Origin of the sequence: Synechococcus sp. Cu2B8-bc1011 (assembly GCF_047302735.1) — a bacterium.
Taxonomy (GTDB): Bacteria; Cyanobacteriota; Cyanobacteriia; order PCC-6307; family Cyanobiaceae; genus Synechococcus_C.
The window spans coordinates 1,005,649-1,022,084 of record NZ_CP138915.1 but is presented as its reverse complement, the minus strand read 5'-3'; the positions used below and the strand labels follow the sequence as shown (position 1 = coordinate 1,022,084).

Below are 16,436 nucleotides of genomic sequence, written 5' to 3'. Positions count from 1 at the left end.
CTTTCAGGGGAGCCCTCAACCTTTGGCGAGAATTATCGGGAACCCGAAAGGTCTTCCCTAGGATGAGCTTTCAGGTGCTTCGACACCTCACCAGTCATTGCAAGCAGGAGTAAAAAATGTTCGACGCCTTCACCAAGGTTGTCGCCCAGGCTGACGCCAGGGGACAGTTCATCAGTACCAGTGAAATTGATGCTCTGGCTGCCATGGTTTCCGGCAGCAACAAGCGACTGGATGCCGTCAGCCGGATTTCCAATAACGCCTCCACAATCGTTGCATCTGCTGCTCGCGAGCTTTTCGCACAACAACCTGCTCTGATCTCTCCCGGAGGAAACGCTTATACCTCCCGTCGCATGGCAGCTTGCCTTCGTGACATGGAGATCATCCTCCGTTATGTCACCTATTCAGCATTCACTGGTGACGCATCTGTCCTTGAAGATCGTTGCTTGAATGGACTTCGCGAGACCTATCTCGCCTTAGGCACACCAGGCACTTCGGTTGCCGCTGGCGTGAACTTGATGAAGGACGCTGCACTGTCCATCGTCAATGACCGTGCTGGGATTTCCAATGGAGATTGCGCTTCCCTGAGCAGTGAGATTGGCACTTATTTTGATCGTGCTGCTGCATCCGTTGCCTGATCAGGCGCATTCAATCAACGTCCATTAATCTCTCCCTCTCCCAATGAAAACCCCTCTTACCGAAGCGGTTGCAGCCGCCGACTCACAAGGTCGTTTCCTGAGCAACACTGAAGTCCAGGCTGCTTCTGGTCGCTTCAATCGTGCCAAAGCCAGCCTAGAAGCTGCCAAAGGTCTCACAGCAAAGGCTGATTCTCTGGTTAGCAGTGCCACCCAGGCTGTTTATACCAAGTTCCCCTACACCACACAGATGGAAGGCCCGAACTACTCGGCCACCTCTGAAGGCAAAGCAAAGTGCTCTCGTGATATCGGCTATTACTTGAGAATGATTACTTATTGCTTGGTCGCTGGTGGCACAGGCCCCATGGATGACTACCTCATCGCTGGTCTTGACGAGATCAACCGCACGTTTGAGCTTTCCCCTTCATGGTACGTCGAAGCTCTTAAGCATATTCAGAGCAACCATGGCCTATCCGGCGATGCTGCGACCGAAGCAAATAGCTACATCAACTATGCAATTAATGCACTGACCTGATCCACTAATAAGGCTCAGTTTAGTCAACGCATCCAAGCCCCCTTAAAATGGGGGCTTTTTCAATGTCACAAGGAGAAAACTGCCTCAATGACAGCAACGATTGGACATTTTCTTCAAAATCTTTGTGGTGAATACAGCAACCAGAAACAGGCATTTGAAAACCCCCCGCTATTTGCACATATTTTTTTACGGTACAAGCCAATTGAGCATCTGCAACCCGGCTCAATCCTTCTCGAACAAACCTACGCAGTCGATCCAAAGCATCCCTACAGGCTTAGAGTGATTCGTGCCGAAGAATTGACGTCCGGAATCATCAAACTATGGAACCATACATTTAAAGAGCCAGACCGCTTTTCAAGCGCCACATTTGATCAGGATTGCAGAGAAAAGATCCGAGAAGAAGACCTCATTCTTCTCGATCATTGCCATTATCAAGTACGTCAATTAGACGATGGATTTCATGGTGAACTCGAACCTGGATGTCGTTGCATCGTTCGTCGCGACGGGAAAGAGACCTATTTAGTGAGCAGCTTTCACCTCCAAGGTGATGAACTAAGCACGTTGGATCGTGGACATGACCCCCAAACACATGACCGATGCTGGGGATCGATTGCTGGTAAATTCCACTTTCAGCGCATCAGCCACTGGGCCGAAAACATACCTGAAACGTGGTTATAAAATGCAGAATCCTTCAGCTGAAAACTCCCAGCCGCCTCTTACAGAAGAGCAGGTGATTGAGAATCTACGCCAAACAGAAGACTTTTCTGATCAATATTACGCAGCATGGTGGCTCGGGAGGATGCGCAGCCGTCATCCGGAATCATTACCTCTGTTACTGGCAGCGTTAGCTCCTCTCCATGACAATCCTATTCATGATGAACGTCGCGCTGTTGCACTGAATGCAATCAGAGCTCTAGGAATCCTTCAGGCAAGAAGCGCAGAAGAAGACCTCAGGAGCCTCCTGAAAAACAACGACTACTCAGTCCGTGAAGAGTCAGCAAGAAGTTTGGGAATGATTCAAGCAAAAGCTGCTGTTCAAGATCTCTGTGAGCTGTTATCTGGAGCCCCAGACGAGTTAGAACAAGCACAATCAGGATCTGCCAAGCTCAAAGAGCCTTATGAATCTGTACTAGAGGCATTGGGATCGATTGGGGTGGCGTCAAGCAGTGTGATCACCATAATCAAGCCTTTCACCAAACATTCTCGTCCGCTCATACGGGCTTCAGCTTTGCGAGCATTGCTTTTACTCACCGGTGAGCAGGCATGGGCACCTCCCTTAATTGAGCTTTTGCAGCATGATGATCCACTGATTCGTAGGGGTGCTCTCCTGGATCTAGGTGCAACAGGTTGGATGCCTGCTCTGCCTGCCATTAAGGCGGCAACGGTTGAAAATAGCCTCAAACTCGTAGCTTTACGTGGCCTTGCAGAAAAAAGCGACGATACAACCGTTCTTGATGCAATGGACGCACTGTTGTGAATAACCTATCCCCACTAGAGGTAGCCATCGCTGATTTTCAAGCGGCCAAAACAACACCTGAATTAATTCGAGCCACCAAAAATCTATGTGATCTTCGAACGATTGAAGCCATTCCGATATTGATTGAGGGCCTAGGTTTTAATAATCCAGCAGTCGCATCAGTTGCAACAAGTGGATTAATCGAACTTGGCAGTCAGGCTGTGCCCTCACTCTTAGTCAGCCTTGATGAAAAGAATTACGGTTCTCGCGCCTGGGTTGTACGAGCCCTTGCCTCGATTCGCGACCCCAGAAGTCTCGACTTACTTGAACACGCTTTAGCAACAGATATTGCACCGAGTGTGCGGCGCTCTGCCGCACGTGGGCTGGCAGAGCTAAATCTCATTTACCCTGAGGACCGTTCAAAGCTAGAGCGATGTCTATTAGCCCTGCTCGCCGCAATCAAAGACGATGAGTGGGTTGTGCGCTATGCCGTCATCTTCGGGATTGAACTGCACTTGCGTAGATATAATCCCAACAACAAAAATCATTGCATCTTGGCTTTAAAACAACTCAGCTCTGATTCTGAGTCCATCAAGGTGATTCGCTTACGCGCCAAGCTGGCTTTACAACGCCTAGCTTCCTCATGACGACAAAGTTGTTGTTTGTCTGTCTCGGCAACATCTGCCGGTCACCCGCCGCAGAGGGTGTGTTTCTTCACCTCATCGAGCAACGACAACTCACGGACCAGTTCCTTGTTGATTCCGCGGGTACAGGGGGCTGGCACGTGGGCAATCCAGCCGATCGGCGCATGCAAGCAGCCGCCAGACGGCGCGGAATTCATCTACCCAGTCGAGCACGCCAAATCGAACTCGGCGATTTAGAGAGTTTTGATTACATCCTCGTTATGGATCAGGACAACCTGCGCAACGTGAGCAGCATGGCCAACGAATTGGGCCCCCGTAGTACGGCAAAGATTCGCCTGATGCTCAGCCATGCGCGTCGCGCGGACACGCTTGAAGTTCCAGATCCCTACTACGGAGGGGATCAGGGCTTCGAGCATGTACTCGATCTTCTCGAAGATGCCTGTGAAGGACTGATTGAGGACCTCTTGGCTTCAGGTACTAAGCGCTAGCGGGAAGAGGGTGTTGGCCAAACCTCTTCGCCGACGCGACGCCGGAACAGATCCTCAAGCGCATCAATCACCTGGTCGATGCTCATCCCATCACTGATCAGCTCAATTGCATCATCCGCCTGAAGCAGAGGCGCCACCTCACGGGTGCTATCAAGCCGATCGCGTTCCACAATCTGTGCTTCCAGCTCGGGGAGAGCTGGCACTTCGTGTCCTCTTGCTTCTAAATCGAGAGCACGGCGTCGGGCTCTCTCTTTCGGAGTCGCCGTCAGGAACACTTTGAGCTCTGCATCCGGGAACACAGCGGTTCCAATATCACGGCCCTCAGCGACGAGACCGCCCGCCTCGCCCATTCGCTGCTGCTGGGCCGTCATGGCAGCACGGACGCAACCATGGGCCGCGACCGCAGATACGGATGCCGTCACCCGCGGATCACGAATCGCGTCGGTGACCTCATGGCCATTCACACGCACCGCTTGGACACCTTGCTGCAAGGGATCAAGCTGCACCTCAAGATCGCTCAACACCCCTTCCACAGCCTCAGAATCAGCAGGATCAAACCCCTGTTCCAGAACCAACCACGTCACGGCCCGATACATCGCTCCCGTATCGAGATACACAAGCCCGAGCCGCTCAGCAAAGGCTCTGGTCACCGTGCTTTTGCCAGCACCAGCGGGACCGTCGATCGCAACAAGGGGAGAACGCGTCATTAAAAAAGCATGGTCAATCAGGCGGGTGCTGCCACAGCGAACAGCAGCTGCGAGCAAGGTAAGTGATGACTGATTGGACTTGGAAGGCTGCAGCAACCAGGGATCAACAACGTCGACGTACTCCACACTGAGGCCAACCTCTTCCAGCCGACGCCGCACCTCAACAGGATTCAAGGCTGTACCGCCATGCAAGCAAGCAGACCTCGCATCGCTTAAAACCTGGGCAAACAGAACCCCTTGTTGCCTCTCCTGAGCATTGAGGTAGCGGTTTCGTGAACTGCTGGCCAGCCCATCACCATCCCTCACGGTGGGAACACTGCGTACCCGGACGGCCAAGCCAAGGTCCAACACCATTCGGCGAAGAATGGTGAGTTGCTGCCAATCCTTTTCACCCAGAAACAATTGATGCGGTTTGGCTAGCGCCAAAAGACGGCAGACCACCGTGACCACACCATCAAAGTGCCCCGGCCTCATGGATCCGCACAATGTCGACTGCAACGATTTCGGCGCCTGGATCCGCCAAGATTCAACCGAGCCACCGGGGTAAATCTGCGACTCGTCCGGACACCAGATCGCAGAGGCTCCAGACAACTCTGCTAATTCACAGTCATCGTCAAAGGTGCGCGGATAGCGAGCAAAATCCTCATCCGGACCAAACTGCAGCGGATTGACGAACACGCTGACCAACGTCTCAGCCTCACCTGACTGAGGGCAGGAGGCGGCTGAGATCAAACTTGCGTGGCCGTGATGGAGGCCACCCATCGTTGGAACAAAATGCACACTGGCATCAGATGAGTGTCGCCAGCGTTGAAGGTCGTGCAGAGAACGAAGAACCTGAATGCTCAGCGCAGCACCTCGAGGCGAACTTGTGCAATTCCACTGGACACCAATCCAAGGTGATGAGCTGCACCGTGAGCAATATCAATCACTCGATGGCCACTGAATGGTCCTCTGTCGTTGATACGAACAATCGTTTCCTTACCGTTTCTGAGATTCGTCACTTTCACCTTGGTTCCGAAGGGCAACGTTCGGTGTGCTGCCGTCATGGTTCCAGGCCTAAACACCTCTCCATTGGCCGTGCGATTGCCAAAAAAACCAGGTCCGTACCAACTTGCTTCTCCCGTTGAAGTGGAGACAACCAACGTCTTTGCAGGTTTTGGCTCAGCCACGACAGGGGGCGGAACAACCACAGGAGCTTTTGGCGCAGCCGCCTGTTCAGTCTTGGGAGCCAAGGGCTCAAAAGGGTCGTAGAACTCAGTGGTGGCTACGTCACGCGCCAAAACTGGAAACAATGCAAAACCCGTAGCAAAAAGCCCGGTGGCACAAGTCGCAAAAGGGAAAGATCGGTGCATACAAATCGATCATTCAGCCTCGAGACAGCCAGCAATGTCCGAAAAGCGGACTTGGTTGTCTCCTCCGAATGATCTCTCGTTTCAAGGTTTCATCAAGCTAAAAACCTTTTTCAATCTTGTTGAGGCACTTTTGGACAGCTCCTTTGGCCGAGATCAACGACACAACCCTGAGATGTCATACCGGCACAGGGCTAAGCGAGGCCATCGAAGGGACAGCGCATCAGGAAACCTGATCCCACCAACAAGCCAAACTCATGAGAGCATTGGACGGTCCCATGCCAGGCACACCACGTGCCGCGAAAGAGGAGGATTAGTGAACTGAAGCATTCTTGAATGGACTACAAAACCGCTGGGGTCGATGTGGAGGCGGGGCGCGCCTTCGTCAACAGAATCCGCAAGAGCGTAGAAGCAACACACCGACCAGAGGTCGTGGGCGGACTCGGTGGCTTTGGCGGCCTGATGCGCCTTCCGGCAGGCCTGAACAAACCTCTATTGGTATCAGGGACCGATGGCGTTGGCACCAAGCTTGAACTCGCTCAAGACCATGGCGGTCATCACAACGTGGGGATCGACCTCGTGGCCATGTGTGTCAACGATGTGATCACCAGTGGCGCTGAACCTCTCTTTTTCCTCGACTACATGGCCACGGGAGCCTTGAGCCCTGAGGCCATGGCCACCGTGGTGGAGGGCATTGCCGAGGGCTGTCGCATGAGTGGATGCGCCCTATTGGGTGGCGAAACCGCTGAAATGCCCGGGTTCTATCCACCAGGGCGTTACGACTTAGCCGGCTTCTGCGTGGCCGTTGTCGAGGAGGAGCAACTCATCGACGGTCGACAAATCCGCGCGAACGATCGCATTCTGGGCATTGCCAGCAGCGGCATTCACAGCAATGGCTTCAGCCTGGTGCGCAGGGTGCTCACAGAAGCTGGAGCCAATGCTGAAACCACCTTCGGCCCCGACAATCAACCTTTGATCGAGTCCTTGCTCACCCCCACACATCTCTATGGGCGCCTTGTGAAAGCCGTGCTCGACGCAGGTACACCCACCCATGGAATGGCTCACATCACCGGAGGAGGGCTACCTGAAAACCTGCCTCGCTGCCTTCCAGAGGGCCTACAAGCAATCGTGGACCCCTCCAGCTGGACACGCCCGGCTGTCTATGACTGGCTTCAGTCCCACGGCGACATCCCAGAACGGGACCTCTGGCATACGTTTAATCTCGGGATTGGCTACTGCCTGATCGTCCCTGAAGACGGGGTATCAATCGCTGAGAAAGCATGCGAATCGGAGGGAATTCAGGCCTGGACTATCGGACGCATCGAGGAGTCATCAGGCGACGTGGGGAAAGGGTCTGTCTTAGGACTCCCAGCATGAGATCTGCTCCCTATTCCATGGATTGCGTCAGCTCCTGAAACTGGCTGGACTCTGAAACCTTTTTAGGGTTTTAATCGTTAGTGTTGGTATGGCACTTCGGCATTCGCCGCAAGTAGAGCGTTAAATCTTTAACTAGAAATGGCTTTCGATAGAATTCAAAGAACGACTCGTAGACGATCTTCTGCTGGTCCTACGCCTCCACGTCGTCCTCTAGGCGGAAATTATGACCGTGGTTCAGCTCATCGCCAAGGTCCCAGGCCTACGTTTTTAGCCCTCAAAGATCACGGGAAAGTTTTTGTTGCAGATATGCCGTTCCTATCGGACGGTCAACTCGCAAACATCACAAAAGAAGCTACCGAAGTTCTTGAAAGCCTCGAGCGCAGGATTGTTGAACTTGAAGAGATTGCTGATCAGCCGATTGCCGATCGTGACACTTTAATCAAAGCTTGTACCAAGCGGGATGTGACCCATCGCTTTCTTCGTGCGATTGAGGACGAGCAACAGCAGCGCCGTGAGAACCCAGCAGTCCTGAGTGCAGCGGGAGAGTCCCTACCAAGAACATTTCTCGAAATCGCCAGGCATCGTTTACCAGGGGCCACGTTCGATTCCCTGCTTCAAGAAGCTTTGAATGCCTGCGAACAATCCAAGGTTCAAGAAGAAAGTTCCAATCCATCCCCGGTCAAGGTCATTCCATTTCAAGGCAAATCATCATCCTTGCCTGTGGTAGTGAGTCCAGACCCCGATCCTGCTGATCAAGCACTCTGAAATGGATTAGCGGGCATGCGCGCCGATGTTCGTTGACTAAGTTGATCCAACGCTTGCCTTTCGGTAGCACTTAGTGACCAACGCAAAGCCTTGGCCGCATCATGGGCTTGGATTGGGCGCCTGAGTCCAGGAATCGGGCAAGCTCCATGGGCCCGGCACCAATTCAAAGCAACTTGTGCCATCGAGGCACTTCGTTGGATTGCGATCTCAACCATCACTGAGCGCAAGTCCTCACTGGCTGGCAGCAAACGCTGAAACAACCGTGAACGCAGCATCGTTGAGCTGGTGCCCTGCAGTCCCGGAGGAATCGCCAAAACTCCAAGGGCCAAGGGGCTGTAGGCCAACAACTCAACACCGAGCTCCTGGCACACTTGCGCCAACTGGCCATTGAGGACCGGTTCAGGTGCGAGCAGAGAGAGCTGAACTTGAACGCTCTGAAGGCGGATTCCTCTGGTCAAAAGATGTCCATGAAGGAAGCGAAGACGCTTCGGTCCCACATTGGACAAGCCAAGTTCTGGCACCAAGCCTTGCTCGACCAGGTCACCGAGCCCATCGAGCAAAGGCAATTCTTGCCAAGGGGCATACCGAGCAGTGCTCCAATGCAATTGGATGCGATCCAGATGCCCTCCCAAACGCTGTTTACTGGCATCGAATGCACGCTTAAAGCCAGCGCGCCCCAACCGCCAAGGGAATGGAGCGAGCTTGGTTGCCACCTTGAGCTGTTGGGACTGAGCCGGCTCCATGGCGCGGAGAAACTGACCCAGCAACAGCTCGCTACGCCCATTGAGACGCCCCGTGCCGTAGGAATCGGCGGTATCCACAAGAGAGAGTCCGCCTTGAACAGCTGCACTTAGGGTGGCCGCAAGATCGGGATCATCTCGCTCCGGCTGGTAACCCCACAGCAGTTGGTTACCCCAGGCCCAAGTCCCAAATCCGATTCCCGTCACGCCGGCCTTTCACTCTGCACGCCATGATCGCCGTAAAGCAGCGCTCGCCATGGCATCGAACGCAGAATCCATCATCAGCACGAGCAAACGATCCGTGGATGAGTCCAATGGAGCAGGGGATGGCATGACATCTGGCCAAAGCGAAAAGGTCCTATGCCCCCACTGCCGTCGTACGGCCTCCAACGGCATCCGGTGCATGGGCATCTGCGTAGCCGATAACGATTACTAAACGGATCATGGATTGCTCTCCCTATCTGCGATTAAGCAGCTTGGTCCTGCTGAGCAGCATGCTCATCTTTCAGACGAAAGGGGCTGCCGATCCGAATCTCAAGATTGGCCGCTACGAAACCGATACAAAGAGGTGTTCCTTCATCGACAGCACGCAAGACAGCGTTGCCTGCATCACCTTGCAGCTGAAAGGGCGGAGTCCATCCGTCGCAGCCGTGCGTTTCATTGGTCATGGAACCAGCAAAAATTCCCGTAGACAACTCACCTTTGTAACCTTCACAAAGCAAGGAGAATCGCCTCTGAAATGCAGCACTGGAGCCTGTCGCTTAGACGCCGCTTCCTGGCAAAGCACGGTCTCAAGCGTGGCCGAGGCATCCTTCAACTCCAATGGAATTGCAATGGGCTTACCCAAGGCTTGGGCCGCTAAAAAGGGAGAATGTAGCTTGAAAAACCGAGTTCTACGCTGCAGCGCTTTGCACTTCAATGGTGAGATTTACAAAGCCGAGGCCTATCTCTAAACTTAAAAACTCATTTATTTGACTGCATTAAACAACGACAACCTGCATCATCAAGCAATCCAATTGCGCCCTCCCGAAGACGCCTCAATCGAGAATCCTTATCCAAAATACAGCCAAAGATTAACTATTCTTTGAGCCTAAGCCTGCTTTCTCTAAACTAAGAGAATCAGTAAAACCAGAAGAAATAATCCCGATAGGAATAGCGATCACAGCAATCCCAAACAATGCTGTCATAGCAGCAACAATCTTTCCCGCCGCAGTCTCCGGAGACACATCTCCGTAGCCAACAGTTGTGACGGTAATCACCGCCCACCAAAGACATCTAGGAATGGAGCCAAACTGCTCAGACTGAACACCTCCTTCAACTAAATACATCAAAGCACTGCTAATACTAATAACAACAGCCGAATAAATTGCGGAAATTTGCAGCTCCTCCTTCTTCGAAGTAATGGCACGATTGAAATGCCTCACGCTTTTCTGAAAACGCTTAGACCGGCCTACTCTTCCAATTCGCGCAAGACGAATAATTCGAAGGAGGTAAAGCTCAGGAGTAATAAAACCAAGAATCGTTGGCGCAATTGCAACAAGATCAAGAATCGCCATGGGGGTGATCGCGAAGTCCAAAGCACCTCGCACTCCTTTACGAGCTCCAACCCTTAAGGGCGCAATCCATAAACGAGAAAGATATTCTGCCAGGAACAAGATCGCCACAACCAGATCTAGTTTCGCCAAAAGATCAAGATGAGGCCCACGAATCACTGGCTCCGTAGCAAGAATCGCCAAAAGAATTGACAGGACAATCAAAGCCCCAATAGCCTTAACAACAAACGTACTTTTTCGACCACTTTGGTCTTCCCCAAGCAAAACAAGAAGCTTATTTCTAATATTTTTCACCCAATCTACCCATCAAAGTGCATTTATCTTGATGCCAAAATCCCTTCATCGCCACCCAAGCGCAGACGCACTGCGCGCGAAAAGAAGCGGCCATGGACAACCGAACCTCAACCGACGGCATCCCGTAAGCACAAATACCCAGGAGCTCACGTAGAACGGCGTAGTCGCATGAGAACCACTCAGGCCCCAGGAGATCGAACTCTCCTGGGGCTTTTTTACTTCACCCTTGACCTCCCTTGACCTTGAGCGGGACATTCAGAAGAACGGCCCTCCAAGACGCAACGCTCATTCCTGACCTCAATCGCAGGCTTCTCTCAGACACAAACCAATCGCATGATCAAAACCCTCAGATAACGGAGATCTGGGAAGATGCCTCAAGGGGAGAGCAAGCGCAAGCTCCTTAAAAGCCCTTCAACAACAAGACCACGACTCATCTCAAATGAGACACACTCTGAGCAAAGAATTTGAGGATTTTGCGTAGCGTGGGGAGACGCAAAGCAATCAAAAAAGCTCTTTCGAGCCTGTTGAGATCAAAGGCGGCACCCAGATTCGAACTGGGGATAAAGGATTTGCAATCCTCTGCCTTACCACTTGGCCATGCCGCCGTTGAGGGAGCGTTAACTCCACTAGCGGATCGTATCAGCGAGGGTTCTGGTTCCTTGCTGCTCATCAGCAATGGTCACGGGGAAGACCTCATCGCCTTGAAGATCATCGAGGCGCTTCGAAACCAACGTCCGCAACTAACGCTGAAGGTGTTGCCGCTCGTTGGGAAAGGGGGAAGCTTCAGGACCGCCACGGAACAAGGCTGGGTTCAACAAATCGGACCCTCCGCGCCGCTGCCAAGCGGCGGCTTTAGCAATCAAAGTCTGCGGGGCCTCCTAGCGGATGTCATCGCCGGGCTACCCCTGCTGACTTGGCAGCAATGGCGATGCCTGCGCAAGCAACGGTTTCAGGTCGATGCTGTCCTTGCGGTGGGAGACCTGCTCCCGCTGTTGATGGCTTGGGGCTCGGGACGGCCCTTCGGCTTCGTCGGCACCCCGAAAAGCGATTACACGTGGCGTAGCGGCCCTGGACGCGACCTCAGCGACAAGTATCACGCCCTCAAGGGAAGCGAATGGGATCCATGGGAGTGGCTGCTCATGCGCCACAAACGCTGCCATTTGGTGGTCACCCGTGACCGTTTAACGGCTCGAGGGCTACGACGACATGGGGTCCGTGCCGAAGCCCCTGGCAATCCGATGATGGATGGACTGAGCAACGCAACCGCGCCTGCAAGTCTGAGTCGGTGCAGGCGCATCCTCTTGCTATGCGGAAGCCGAATACCTGAAGCAGAACGGAACTTCAGCCGTTTGCTGCTTGGTTTGACACCGTTGCCCAGCGACCGACCAATTGCCGTGCTGGTCGCGCTTGGCAGCACTCCAGGCCTTCCAGCCCTTGGTGCAGAACTCAAGCGCCAGGGGTTTCGATCCAGTCCGCCACCGAGTGAGGCCTTGCAGGCAGGAGCCTGCTGGCTCAAGGGACATGTCCTTGTCCTCTTGGGACCTGGTCAGCTTGAACACTGGGCTCCATGGGCTGAAGTGGGCGTGGCAACGGCAGGAACAGCCACCGAGCAACTTGTAGGCCTGGGTATTCCCGCTCTCTCACTTCCTGGGAAAGGGCCTCAGTTCACCCAAGGATTCGCAAAACGCCAAAGTCGCTTGCTCGGCGGAGCAGTGCGTCCATGTCCATCCAGCCATGAGCTCAACACACGCCTGAAACAGCTTCTCGAGGATCCGTCTCTGAGATTGCAAATGGGTCGAAGAGGGCGCCAACGCATGGGCCCTGCCGGCGGTAGCGAAGCCATCGCTAAGCGCATTCTGATCCAACTGCCGCTCGGCCACGGATACTGAAAGGCAATCGTCCTTCAGCCATGCCCGCGATTCAGGACCATGACTACCTCAGGCTCTGCGCGGAACTGGCCACAGAACTGGGCATCAGCCAGTCATCAGCACGCCGCAGAGTTGAACTCGCCGCCAACAAAATTGGCGCGAAAGATTTGACGTCACGCAAAGAGGTGGCCACAACCCTGCTAGCGGATGCACAAAACGAACGAGCCAAGGGCGAGCACGATCAGGGACAAGTCCTCGACCACTTACTGGAAGCAGAGCCCCTGGATCAGAAATTCATGGTGGAGGATTGAGGTCCAGGTCAACAGAACTCGAGAGCGTTGAGGCCATCAATGTTCAAACGTTTGGTTGAAGCGGAAGCGATCGAGATCGGACATCACCGGAATGCACGCAAAGCAACGCTCGGCAAGGTCCCAACGCCCCTCACGCTGCAACATCTCCTTCAGTCGGTCTCTAGCGGGTAATAGATAGCGGGCATCGTTGGCCGCATAGGCGAGCTGTGTCTCGCTGAGTTCATCCACACGCCCCCAATCACTGCTTTGGGCCTGTTTATCCAGCTCTACACCCACCAACTCCATCACCACCTCCTTGAGTCCATGTCGAGGGCTGTAGGTGCGCGCCAATCGGCTCCCCACCTTCGTGCAGAAAATGGGGTTCACCCTGATCCCCAGCCCGGTGGCCAGTGCCGCAACATCAAAGCGGGCGAAATGAAACACTTTTTCAATGGAAGCCCGCTCCATCAACTCTTTAAGGCGTGGAGCCTCGGTTTGCCCCAGCGCAATACGAACGCAGGACACCTGGTCTTCACCATCACAAATTTGAACCAGGCAGAGACGATCCCGTCCATGAATCAAGCCCATGGCTTCCGTATCCACAGCGAGAGCGGTGGCATGGCTGTAGCGCTCCGCCCAGTCCGCATCAAGATCGCCATCAAAAACAGCAAACGCTCGAGGCTGTGCGGAAATGTCAGTCATGGCAACAGAGAGGTTGGACGCAGCTCTCCACTTTGACCGCTTGTCCGCACCCGGAATGTTTTCCTATTCGCAGCTTGAAAATCAAACCGAGACCGAGCTAGACCAATCTGAGATCGATCGGCTTTATGCTCCACCGTCGCACCGCCACTCAAAACTGCCTGGCCGATATCGAGCATTATTTTCAGCAACCACCGCCACTGTTCTTAGATCTCGAACTTGCGGTGTGCTGGATCGTGGACTGCCTGCTCCAACACGACAGCTACCCCTCTGGACTGCTTCAGAGACTTCAACGGGAACATCCTCAGTTGCGCGTCTCTGAAACCGTTCTGCACCAAGCCGTTGATTTCCTGAATCAGCAAGAACTGCTCGATTGCTATAGCAAGCGTTGCCCGAGCCGCGGCCGTCCTCGCCGAATGCTCCATCTTCATGAAGAAGCCAGAGCCGAGGCTGAGCGGTTGATGGAACCATGGCATCGCTGGCTCCTCGAACATGAAACCGTGACCACCTAGAACAGGTGGACTAAAAAACCAAACGCGGCGGATGCCAACCACACAGACATCCACATTGTTGCTGACTCTGCTGTTGGCGATCGGACTCGTTTTTTTTCTACGGGCTGCCAGCAAAGATCGCACCACAGTGGTGGAGGTGCACTCCCCTAAACCAGCGCTCGAAGTCATGGAAGGGCTCTGCACGTGGCTCGAGAGTCGCGGTTGGATTCGCGATGGCGGCGATGCAGAGCGCTGTTTGCTCGAATATCGGGGGCGTGTGGCCTCTAGCAACCCCTTAGCAGTGCTGCTTTCTCTTCTCGGCGGGGTTGGAGCAGGTTGCCTTGGACTTGTGCTGCGTGAGCTCAACCCATCGCTTGGATGGTGGCCGGTCTCGATCGTCCTCCTAGGACCTCTCGCCGGATGGGTTTACAGCCAACGGGCTGCCCGTCAGGAGGGGATCCAAATCCGTTTGATCGAACCAGCACCCCAAGAGGGGAGCACCCTCAGGCTTCGGGCGCACCGCGATGAATTGATCGCCCTTGAGCTTGCCCTAGGAGAACCGCTTGAACTTGCCAGCGATGGCTCCTTGCTCTCCTCCCCCATCTGAAACTGAAACCCATGCCTCTCATTCCGGCCTGGATGCAACGCAAACGGGGCACCATCCCGATCAGCGTCACCCTGCTGTCCATGGTCGCCCTAGTTCTCACTCAGGCCAAAGAGCACAGCCTCTCGATTCAAGCCAGTGCCGCTGGAAAGTCGGACAGCACTCTCCCTAAACAACCGGTCTGCCCAGCTCCAGCCAACCCTGACCCATTACTGGGAGCCAGGACCCGTAAGCCTGGCCGCTGGGTGGGAACCACCCCTATGGCGAAAGACTCTCCCATCGTGGTCATGGCAGGTCATGCCGACTCCCAAGGGATGGACAGTGCAGGCACCCCTGGGTTTGCCGTTGGCGTGAAAAAGCAAGCGCCGATGGATGCACGAATGCGCGACGAGCTGTACTGGAATTTGAAGGTTCAAAAGGCGGTCGTTCGCCTTGGGAAAGCTCGATCTCTCAATATCAGCGCCTACAACCCACCAGCTCTCACGATCCGCAATGACAACCACCCCAAGACCAACTGGTCGCAAGCGAGGATGCGCTCAGCCAAAGGCGAATACATCCTCGAAATTCATTTCGATGCCTATAGCCCCTATGGATTCGGCTCAGGCTTAATCCCAGCCATCAATAGACCTCTCAACACGATTGACGAAAGTCTGGGAAAGGCCTTTGGGCGCTTCCCGAGACTGTTCCGAGGTGGATTAGGCGGGCCCCGACGGGGAATCGGCATTCTCGAAATTGGAATGCTGGAACCACCGCTCGAGCAGAAGCTCCGCAATCCCAACACCCAACGCCAAACGATCGATTGTTTGGCGCTGCGCGTTGTGGATGCTTTGGAGCAGGGCGTCAATCGATCGCCTGATGGGGGCGACAACGGTCCTCAAGGGTCGGATCCCCAAACCAATCCTGCGGACAGGTAAAGAGATCTGTCAGCAATTCTTCTCGGGATCCTTCTGGGGCTCGATAGCCGTACTGCCAACGTGCCATCGGCGGAAGAGACATCAAGATCGATTCGGTACGTCCATTGGTCTGCAGTCCAAAAATCGTGCCCCGATCCCAGACCAAATTGAATTCCACATAGCGGCCACGTCGGTAGAGCTGGAATTGACGCTCTCTCTCTCCATAGGGAAGCGGATTGCGCTTCTCCACAATCGGTATATAGGCAGGCAAGAAGGCTTGTCCACAAGCGCGAGCGAGATCGTGCAGCTGATCCCAGCCAAGGCGGAGTGAGCCGATCTCAGCGGCTTGACGCGCCGCAGGTCCGTCAGGATCCTGCCCCCGATACAGGCGACCACTCCCATCTTGGTAGTCGTAAAAAATCCCTCCGATGCCTCTTGTCTCCTTGCGATGCTTCAGGAAAAAATATTCGTCGCACCAAGGTTTAAACACGGTGTAAAGCTTGGGATCGATGGAATCACAGGCCCGCTTGTGCTCGCGATGGAAGTGTCGGGCGTCCTCAAGAAACGGATAAAAAGGCGTGAGATCAGCACCACCTCCAAACCACCAAACAGGGCCCGCCTCGAAGTAGCGATAGTTCAAATGAACGGTCGGGATGAAGGGATTGCGCGGATGCAAGACCATCGACGTTCCCGTTGCGAACCAGGGATGACCTTTCGCGTCAGGTCGCTGCTTGAGGATCGATGGTGGCAATTCTTTGCCGTGAACCTCGGAAAAATTCACCCCTCCCTGCTCAAACACCCGTCCCTCGGTCATCACCCTCGAGCGCCCACCACCACCTTCCGGACGATCCCAACTTTCTTCTTGGAATTGAGCGCTGCCATCCAGTTGCTCCAGACCAGCGCAAATTTCATTTTGGAGGCCTTGCACCAGCGCGCGGGCTCGCGTGCGGGAATCGGACGGCGGTCGCTCGCCCGTGGCATCCGAGGAGAGCAAGATCTTGCCCTTGAGGCGCTTGAGTAGGGAGCGAACCATGAACTGGCGATCAACGAT

At 54.3% G+C, this 16,436-nt stretch carries 21 protein-coding genes and 1 tRNA gene; 15 read left to right on the top strand and 7 right to left on the bottom strand.

Annotated elements, in window-relative coordinates:
* The first annotated feature begins 116 nt into the window (after positions 1-116).
* The 6 genes from SIC18_RS05250 (at position 117) to SIC18_RS05225 (ending at position 3,755) form a co-directional block, all read left to right on the top strand.
* Positions 117-635: a phycocyanin subunit beta gene (locus SIC18_RS05250; RefSeq protein ID WP_048347953.1), complete on the top strand. Its 519-nt coding sequence runs from the start codon at positions 117-119 to the stop codon at positions 633-635.
* A 43-nt stretch (positions 636-678) separates the two neighbouring features.
* Positions 679-1,167: a phycocyanin subunit alpha gene (gene cpcA / locus SIC18_RS05245; RefSeq protein ID WP_048347952.1), complete on the top strand. Its 489-nt coding sequence runs from the start codon at positions 679-681 to the stop codon at positions 1,165-1,167.
* Positions 1,168-1,254: 87 nt separating this feature from the next.
* Entirely contained in the window at positions 1,255-1,845 is a 591-nt protein-coding gene (locus SIC18_RS05240) for a chromophore lyase CpcT/CpeT (protein WP_048347951.1), read from the top strand.
* Position 1,846: 1 nt separating this feature from the next.
* Positions 1,847-2,644: a HEAT repeat domain-containing protein gene (locus SIC18_RS05235; protein WP_048347950.1), complete on the top strand. Its 798-nt coding sequence runs from the start codon at positions 1,847-1,849 to the stop codon at positions 2,642-2,644.
* Positions 2,641-3,270, top strand: coding sequence for a HEAT repeat domain-containing protein (locus SIC18_RS05230; protein ID WP_048347949.1), 630 nt, complete (start codon positions 2,641-2,643; stop codon positions 3,268-3,270). The genes SIC18_RS05235 and SIC18_RS05230 overlap by 4 nt, the downstream gene beginning before the upstream one ends.
* Positions 3,267-3,755 carry a low molecular weight protein-tyrosine-phosphatase gene (locus SIC18_RS05225; RefSeq protein ID WP_048347948.1) on the top strand — a complete coding sequence of 163 codons (489 nt, stop codon included), beginning with the start codon at positions 3,267-3,269 and terminating at the stop codon, positions 3,753-3,755. The genes SIC18_RS05230 and SIC18_RS05225 overlap by 4 nt, the downstream gene beginning before the upstream one ends.
* Here SIC18_RS05225 and SIC18_RS05220 read toward each other — a convergent pair.
* Positions 3,752-5,242, bottom strand: a complete 1,491-nt coding sequence (locus tag SIC18_RS05220) for a bifunctional pantoate--beta-alanine ligase/(d)CMP kinase (protein WP_245407206.1) — start codon at positions 5,240-5,242, stop codon at positions 3,752-3,754. The genes SIC18_RS05225 and SIC18_RS05220 overlap by 4 nt on opposite strands.
* 62 nt (positions 5,243-5,304) lie before the next feature.
* Complete coding sequence (locus SIC18_RS05215; RefSeq protein ID WP_048347946.1) at positions 5,305-5,814, bottom strand: septal ring lytic transglycosylase RlpA family protein; 510 nt, start codon at positions 5,812-5,814, stop codon at positions 5,305-5,307.
* A 333-nt stretch (positions 5,815-6,147) separates the two neighbouring features.
* Here SIC18_RS05215 and purM point away from each other — a divergent pair, with 333 nt between their 5' ends.
* Both purM and SIC18_RS05205 read left to right on the top strand, forming a co-directional pair.
* Positions 6,148-7,188, top strand: a complete 1,041-nt coding sequence (purM, locus tag SIC18_RS05210; protein ID WP_413430322.1) for a phosphoribosylformylglycinamidine cyclo-ligase — start codon at positions 6,148-6,150, stop codon at positions 7,186-7,188.
* Positions 7,189-7,326: 138 nt separating this feature from the next.
* Complete coding sequence (locus SIC18_RS05205; RefSeq protein ID WP_048347943.1) at positions 7,327-7,953, top strand: hypothetical protein; 627 nt, start codon at positions 7,327-7,329, stop codon at positions 7,951-7,953.
* Here SIC18_RS05205 and SIC18_RS05200 read toward each other — a convergent pair.
* Positions 7,941-8,900: an aldo/keto reductase gene (locus SIC18_RS05200; RefSeq protein WP_048347942.1), complete on the bottom strand. Its 960-nt coding sequence runs from the start codon at positions 8,898-8,900 to the stop codon at positions 7,941-7,943. The genes SIC18_RS05205 and SIC18_RS05200 overlap by 13 nt on opposite strands.
* Before the next feature lie 49 nt (positions 8,901-8,949).
* Between SIC18_RS05200 and SIC18_RS05195 the strand changes: the two genes are divergently transcribed.
* Both SIC18_RS05195 and SIC18_RS05190 read left to right on the top strand, forming a co-directional pair.
* Entirely contained in the window at positions 8,950-9,129 is a 180-nt protein-coding gene (locus tag SIC18_RS05195) for a hypothetical protein (RefSeq protein WP_071841250.1), read from the top strand.
* Positions 9,130-9,136: 7 nt separating this feature from the next.
* Positions 9,137-9,646: a hypothetical protein gene (locus tag SIC18_RS05190; protein ID WP_048347941.1), complete on the top strand. Its 510-nt coding sequence runs from the start codon at positions 9,137-9,139 to the stop codon at positions 9,644-9,646.
* Between the two features lie 120 nt (positions 9,647-9,766).
* Here the strand turns inward: SIC18_RS05190 and SIC18_RS05185 are convergent, their stop codons facing one another.
* Together SIC18_RS05185 and SIC18_RS05180 are read right to left on the bottom strand one after the other, a co-directional pair.
* A complete protein-coding gene (locus SIC18_RS05185) occupies positions 9,767-10,540 on the bottom strand; it encodes an ion transporter (protein ID WP_048347940.1) in 774 nt (257 codons plus the stop codon).
* A gap of 534 nt (positions 10,541-11,074) precedes the next feature.
* Positions 11,075-11,145 (bottom strand) — tRNA-Cys (locus SIC18_RS05180).
* A 54-nt stretch (positions 11,146-11,199) separates the two neighbouring features.
* Between SIC18_RS05180 and SIC18_RS05175 the strand changes: the two genes are divergently transcribed.
* Positions 11,200-12,429 (top strand): lipid-A-disaccharide synthase-related protein, encoded by a 1,230-nt coding sequence (locus SIC18_RS05175; protein WP_413430321.1) that lies wholly within the window; start codon positions 11,200-11,202, stop codon positions 12,427-12,429.
* A 20-nt stretch (positions 12,430-12,449) separates the two neighbouring features.
* Positions 12,450-12,719, top strand: a complete 270-nt coding sequence (locus tag SIC18_RS05170) for a hypothetical protein (RefSeq protein WP_048347939.1) — start codon at positions 12,450-12,452, stop codon at positions 12,717-12,719.
* A gap of 36 nt (positions 12,720-12,755) precedes the next feature.
* Here SIC18_RS05170 and SIC18_RS05165 read toward each other — a convergent pair whose 3' ends face one another.
* Positions 12,756-13,400, bottom strand: coding sequence for a ribonuclease D (locus SIC18_RS05165; RefSeq protein WP_048347938.1), 645 nt, complete (start codon positions 13,398-13,400; stop codon positions 12,756-12,758).
* Between the two features lie 125 nt (positions 13,401-13,525).
* Between SIC18_RS05165 and SIC18_RS05160 the strand changes: the two genes are divergently transcribed.
* The 3 genes from SIC18_RS05160 to SIC18_RS05150 are packed head-to-tail and all read left to right on the top strand — an operon-like array spanning position 13,526 to position 15,406.
* Positions 13,526-13,909: a hypothetical protein gene (locus SIC18_RS05160; RefSeq protein ID WP_048347937.1), complete on the top strand. Its 384-nt coding sequence runs from the start codon at positions 13,526-13,528 to the stop codon at positions 13,907-13,909.
* Positions 13,910-13,940: 31 nt separating this feature from the next.
* The gene (locus SIC18_RS05155; protein ID WP_048347936.1) at positions 13,941-14,495 is read left to right on the top strand and encodes a cofactor assembly of complex C subunit B; all 555 of its coding nucleotides are present in this window, start codon (positions 13,941-13,943) and stop codon (positions 14,493-14,495) included.
* A gap of 11 nt (positions 14,496-14,506) precedes the next feature.
* Entirely contained in the window at positions 14,507-15,406 is a 900-nt protein-coding gene (locus SIC18_RS05150; RefSeq protein ID WP_048347935.1) for a hypothetical protein, read from the top strand.
* Here the strand turns inward: SIC18_RS05150 and hemF are convergent.
* Positions 15,333-16,418, bottom strand: a complete 1,086-nt coding sequence (gene hemF / locus SIC18_RS05145; protein WP_048347934.1) for an oxygen-dependent coproporphyrinogen oxidase — start codon at positions 16,416-16,418, stop codon at positions 15,333-15,335. The two genes, SIC18_RS05150 and hemF, sit on opposite strands and share 74 nt — an antisense overlap.
* Positions 16,419-16,436: the final 18 nt, after the last annotated feature.

Excerpts from the sequence above, each read along its gene's own strand:
- SIC18_RS05250 (WP_048347953.1), top strand. The coding sequence starts at position 117 with ATGTTCGACGCCTTCACCAAGGTTGTCGCCCAGGCTGACGCCAGGGGA.
- cpcA (WP_048347952.1), top strand. The coding sequence starts at position 679 with ATGAAAACCCCTCTTACCGAAGCGGTTGCAGCCGCCGACTCACAAGGT.
- SIC18_RS05240 (WP_048347951.1), top strand. The coding sequence starts at position 1,255 with ATGACAGCAACGATTGGACATTTTCTTCAAAATCTTTGTGGTGAATAC.
- SIC18_RS05235 (WP_048347950.1), top strand. The coding sequence starts at position 1,847 with ATGCAGAATCCTTCAGCTGAAAACTCCCAGCCGCCTCTTACAGAAGAG.
- SIC18_RS05225 (WP_048347948.1), top strand. The coding sequence starts at position 3,267 with ATGACGACAAAGTTGTTGTTTGTCTGTCTCGGCAACATCTGCCGGTCA.
- SIC18_RS05215 (WP_048347946.1), bottom strand. The coding sequence starts at position 5,814 with ATGCACCGATCTTTCCCTTTTGCGACTTGTGCCACCGGGCTTTTTGCT.
- purM (WP_413430322.1), top strand. The coding sequence starts at position 6,148 with ATGGACTACAAAACCGCTGGGGTCGATGTGGAGGCGGGGCGCGCCTTC.
- SIC18_RS05205 (WP_048347943.1), top strand. The coding sequence starts at position 7,327 with ATGGCTTTCGATAGAATTCAAAGAACGACTCGTAGACGATCTTCTGCT.
- SIC18_RS05195 (WP_071841250.1), top strand. The coding sequence starts at position 8,950 with ATGGCATCGAACGCAGAATCCATCATCAGCACGAGCAAACGATCCGTG.
- SIC18_RS05190 (WP_048347941.1), top strand. The coding sequence starts at position 9,137 with ATGGATTGCTCTCCCTATCTGCGATTAAGCAGCTTGGTCCTGCTGAGC.
- SIC18_RS05170 (WP_048347939.1), top strand. The coding sequence starts at position 12,450 with ATGCCCGCGATTCAGGACCATGACTACCTCAGGCTCTGCGCGGAACTG.
- SIC18_RS05165 (WP_048347938.1), bottom strand. The coding sequence starts at position 13,400 with ATGACTGACATTTCCGCACAGCCTCGAGCGTTTGCTGTTTTTGATGGC.
- SIC18_RS05160 (WP_048347937.1), top strand. The coding sequence starts at position 13,526 with ATGCTCCACCGTCGCACCGCCACTCAAAACTGCCTGGCCGATATCGAG.
- SIC18_RS05155 (WP_048347936.1), top strand. The coding sequence starts at position 13,941 with ATGCCAACCACACAGACATCCACATTGTTGCTGACTCTGCTGTTGGCG.
- SIC18_RS05150 (WP_048347935.1), top strand. The coding sequence starts at position 14,507 with ATGCCTCTCATTCCGGCCTGGATGCAACGCAAACGGGGCACCATCCCG.
- hemF (WP_048347934.1), bottom strand. The coding sequence starts at position 16,418 with ATGGTTCGCTCCCTACTCAAGCGCCTCAAGGGCAAGATCTTGCTCTCC.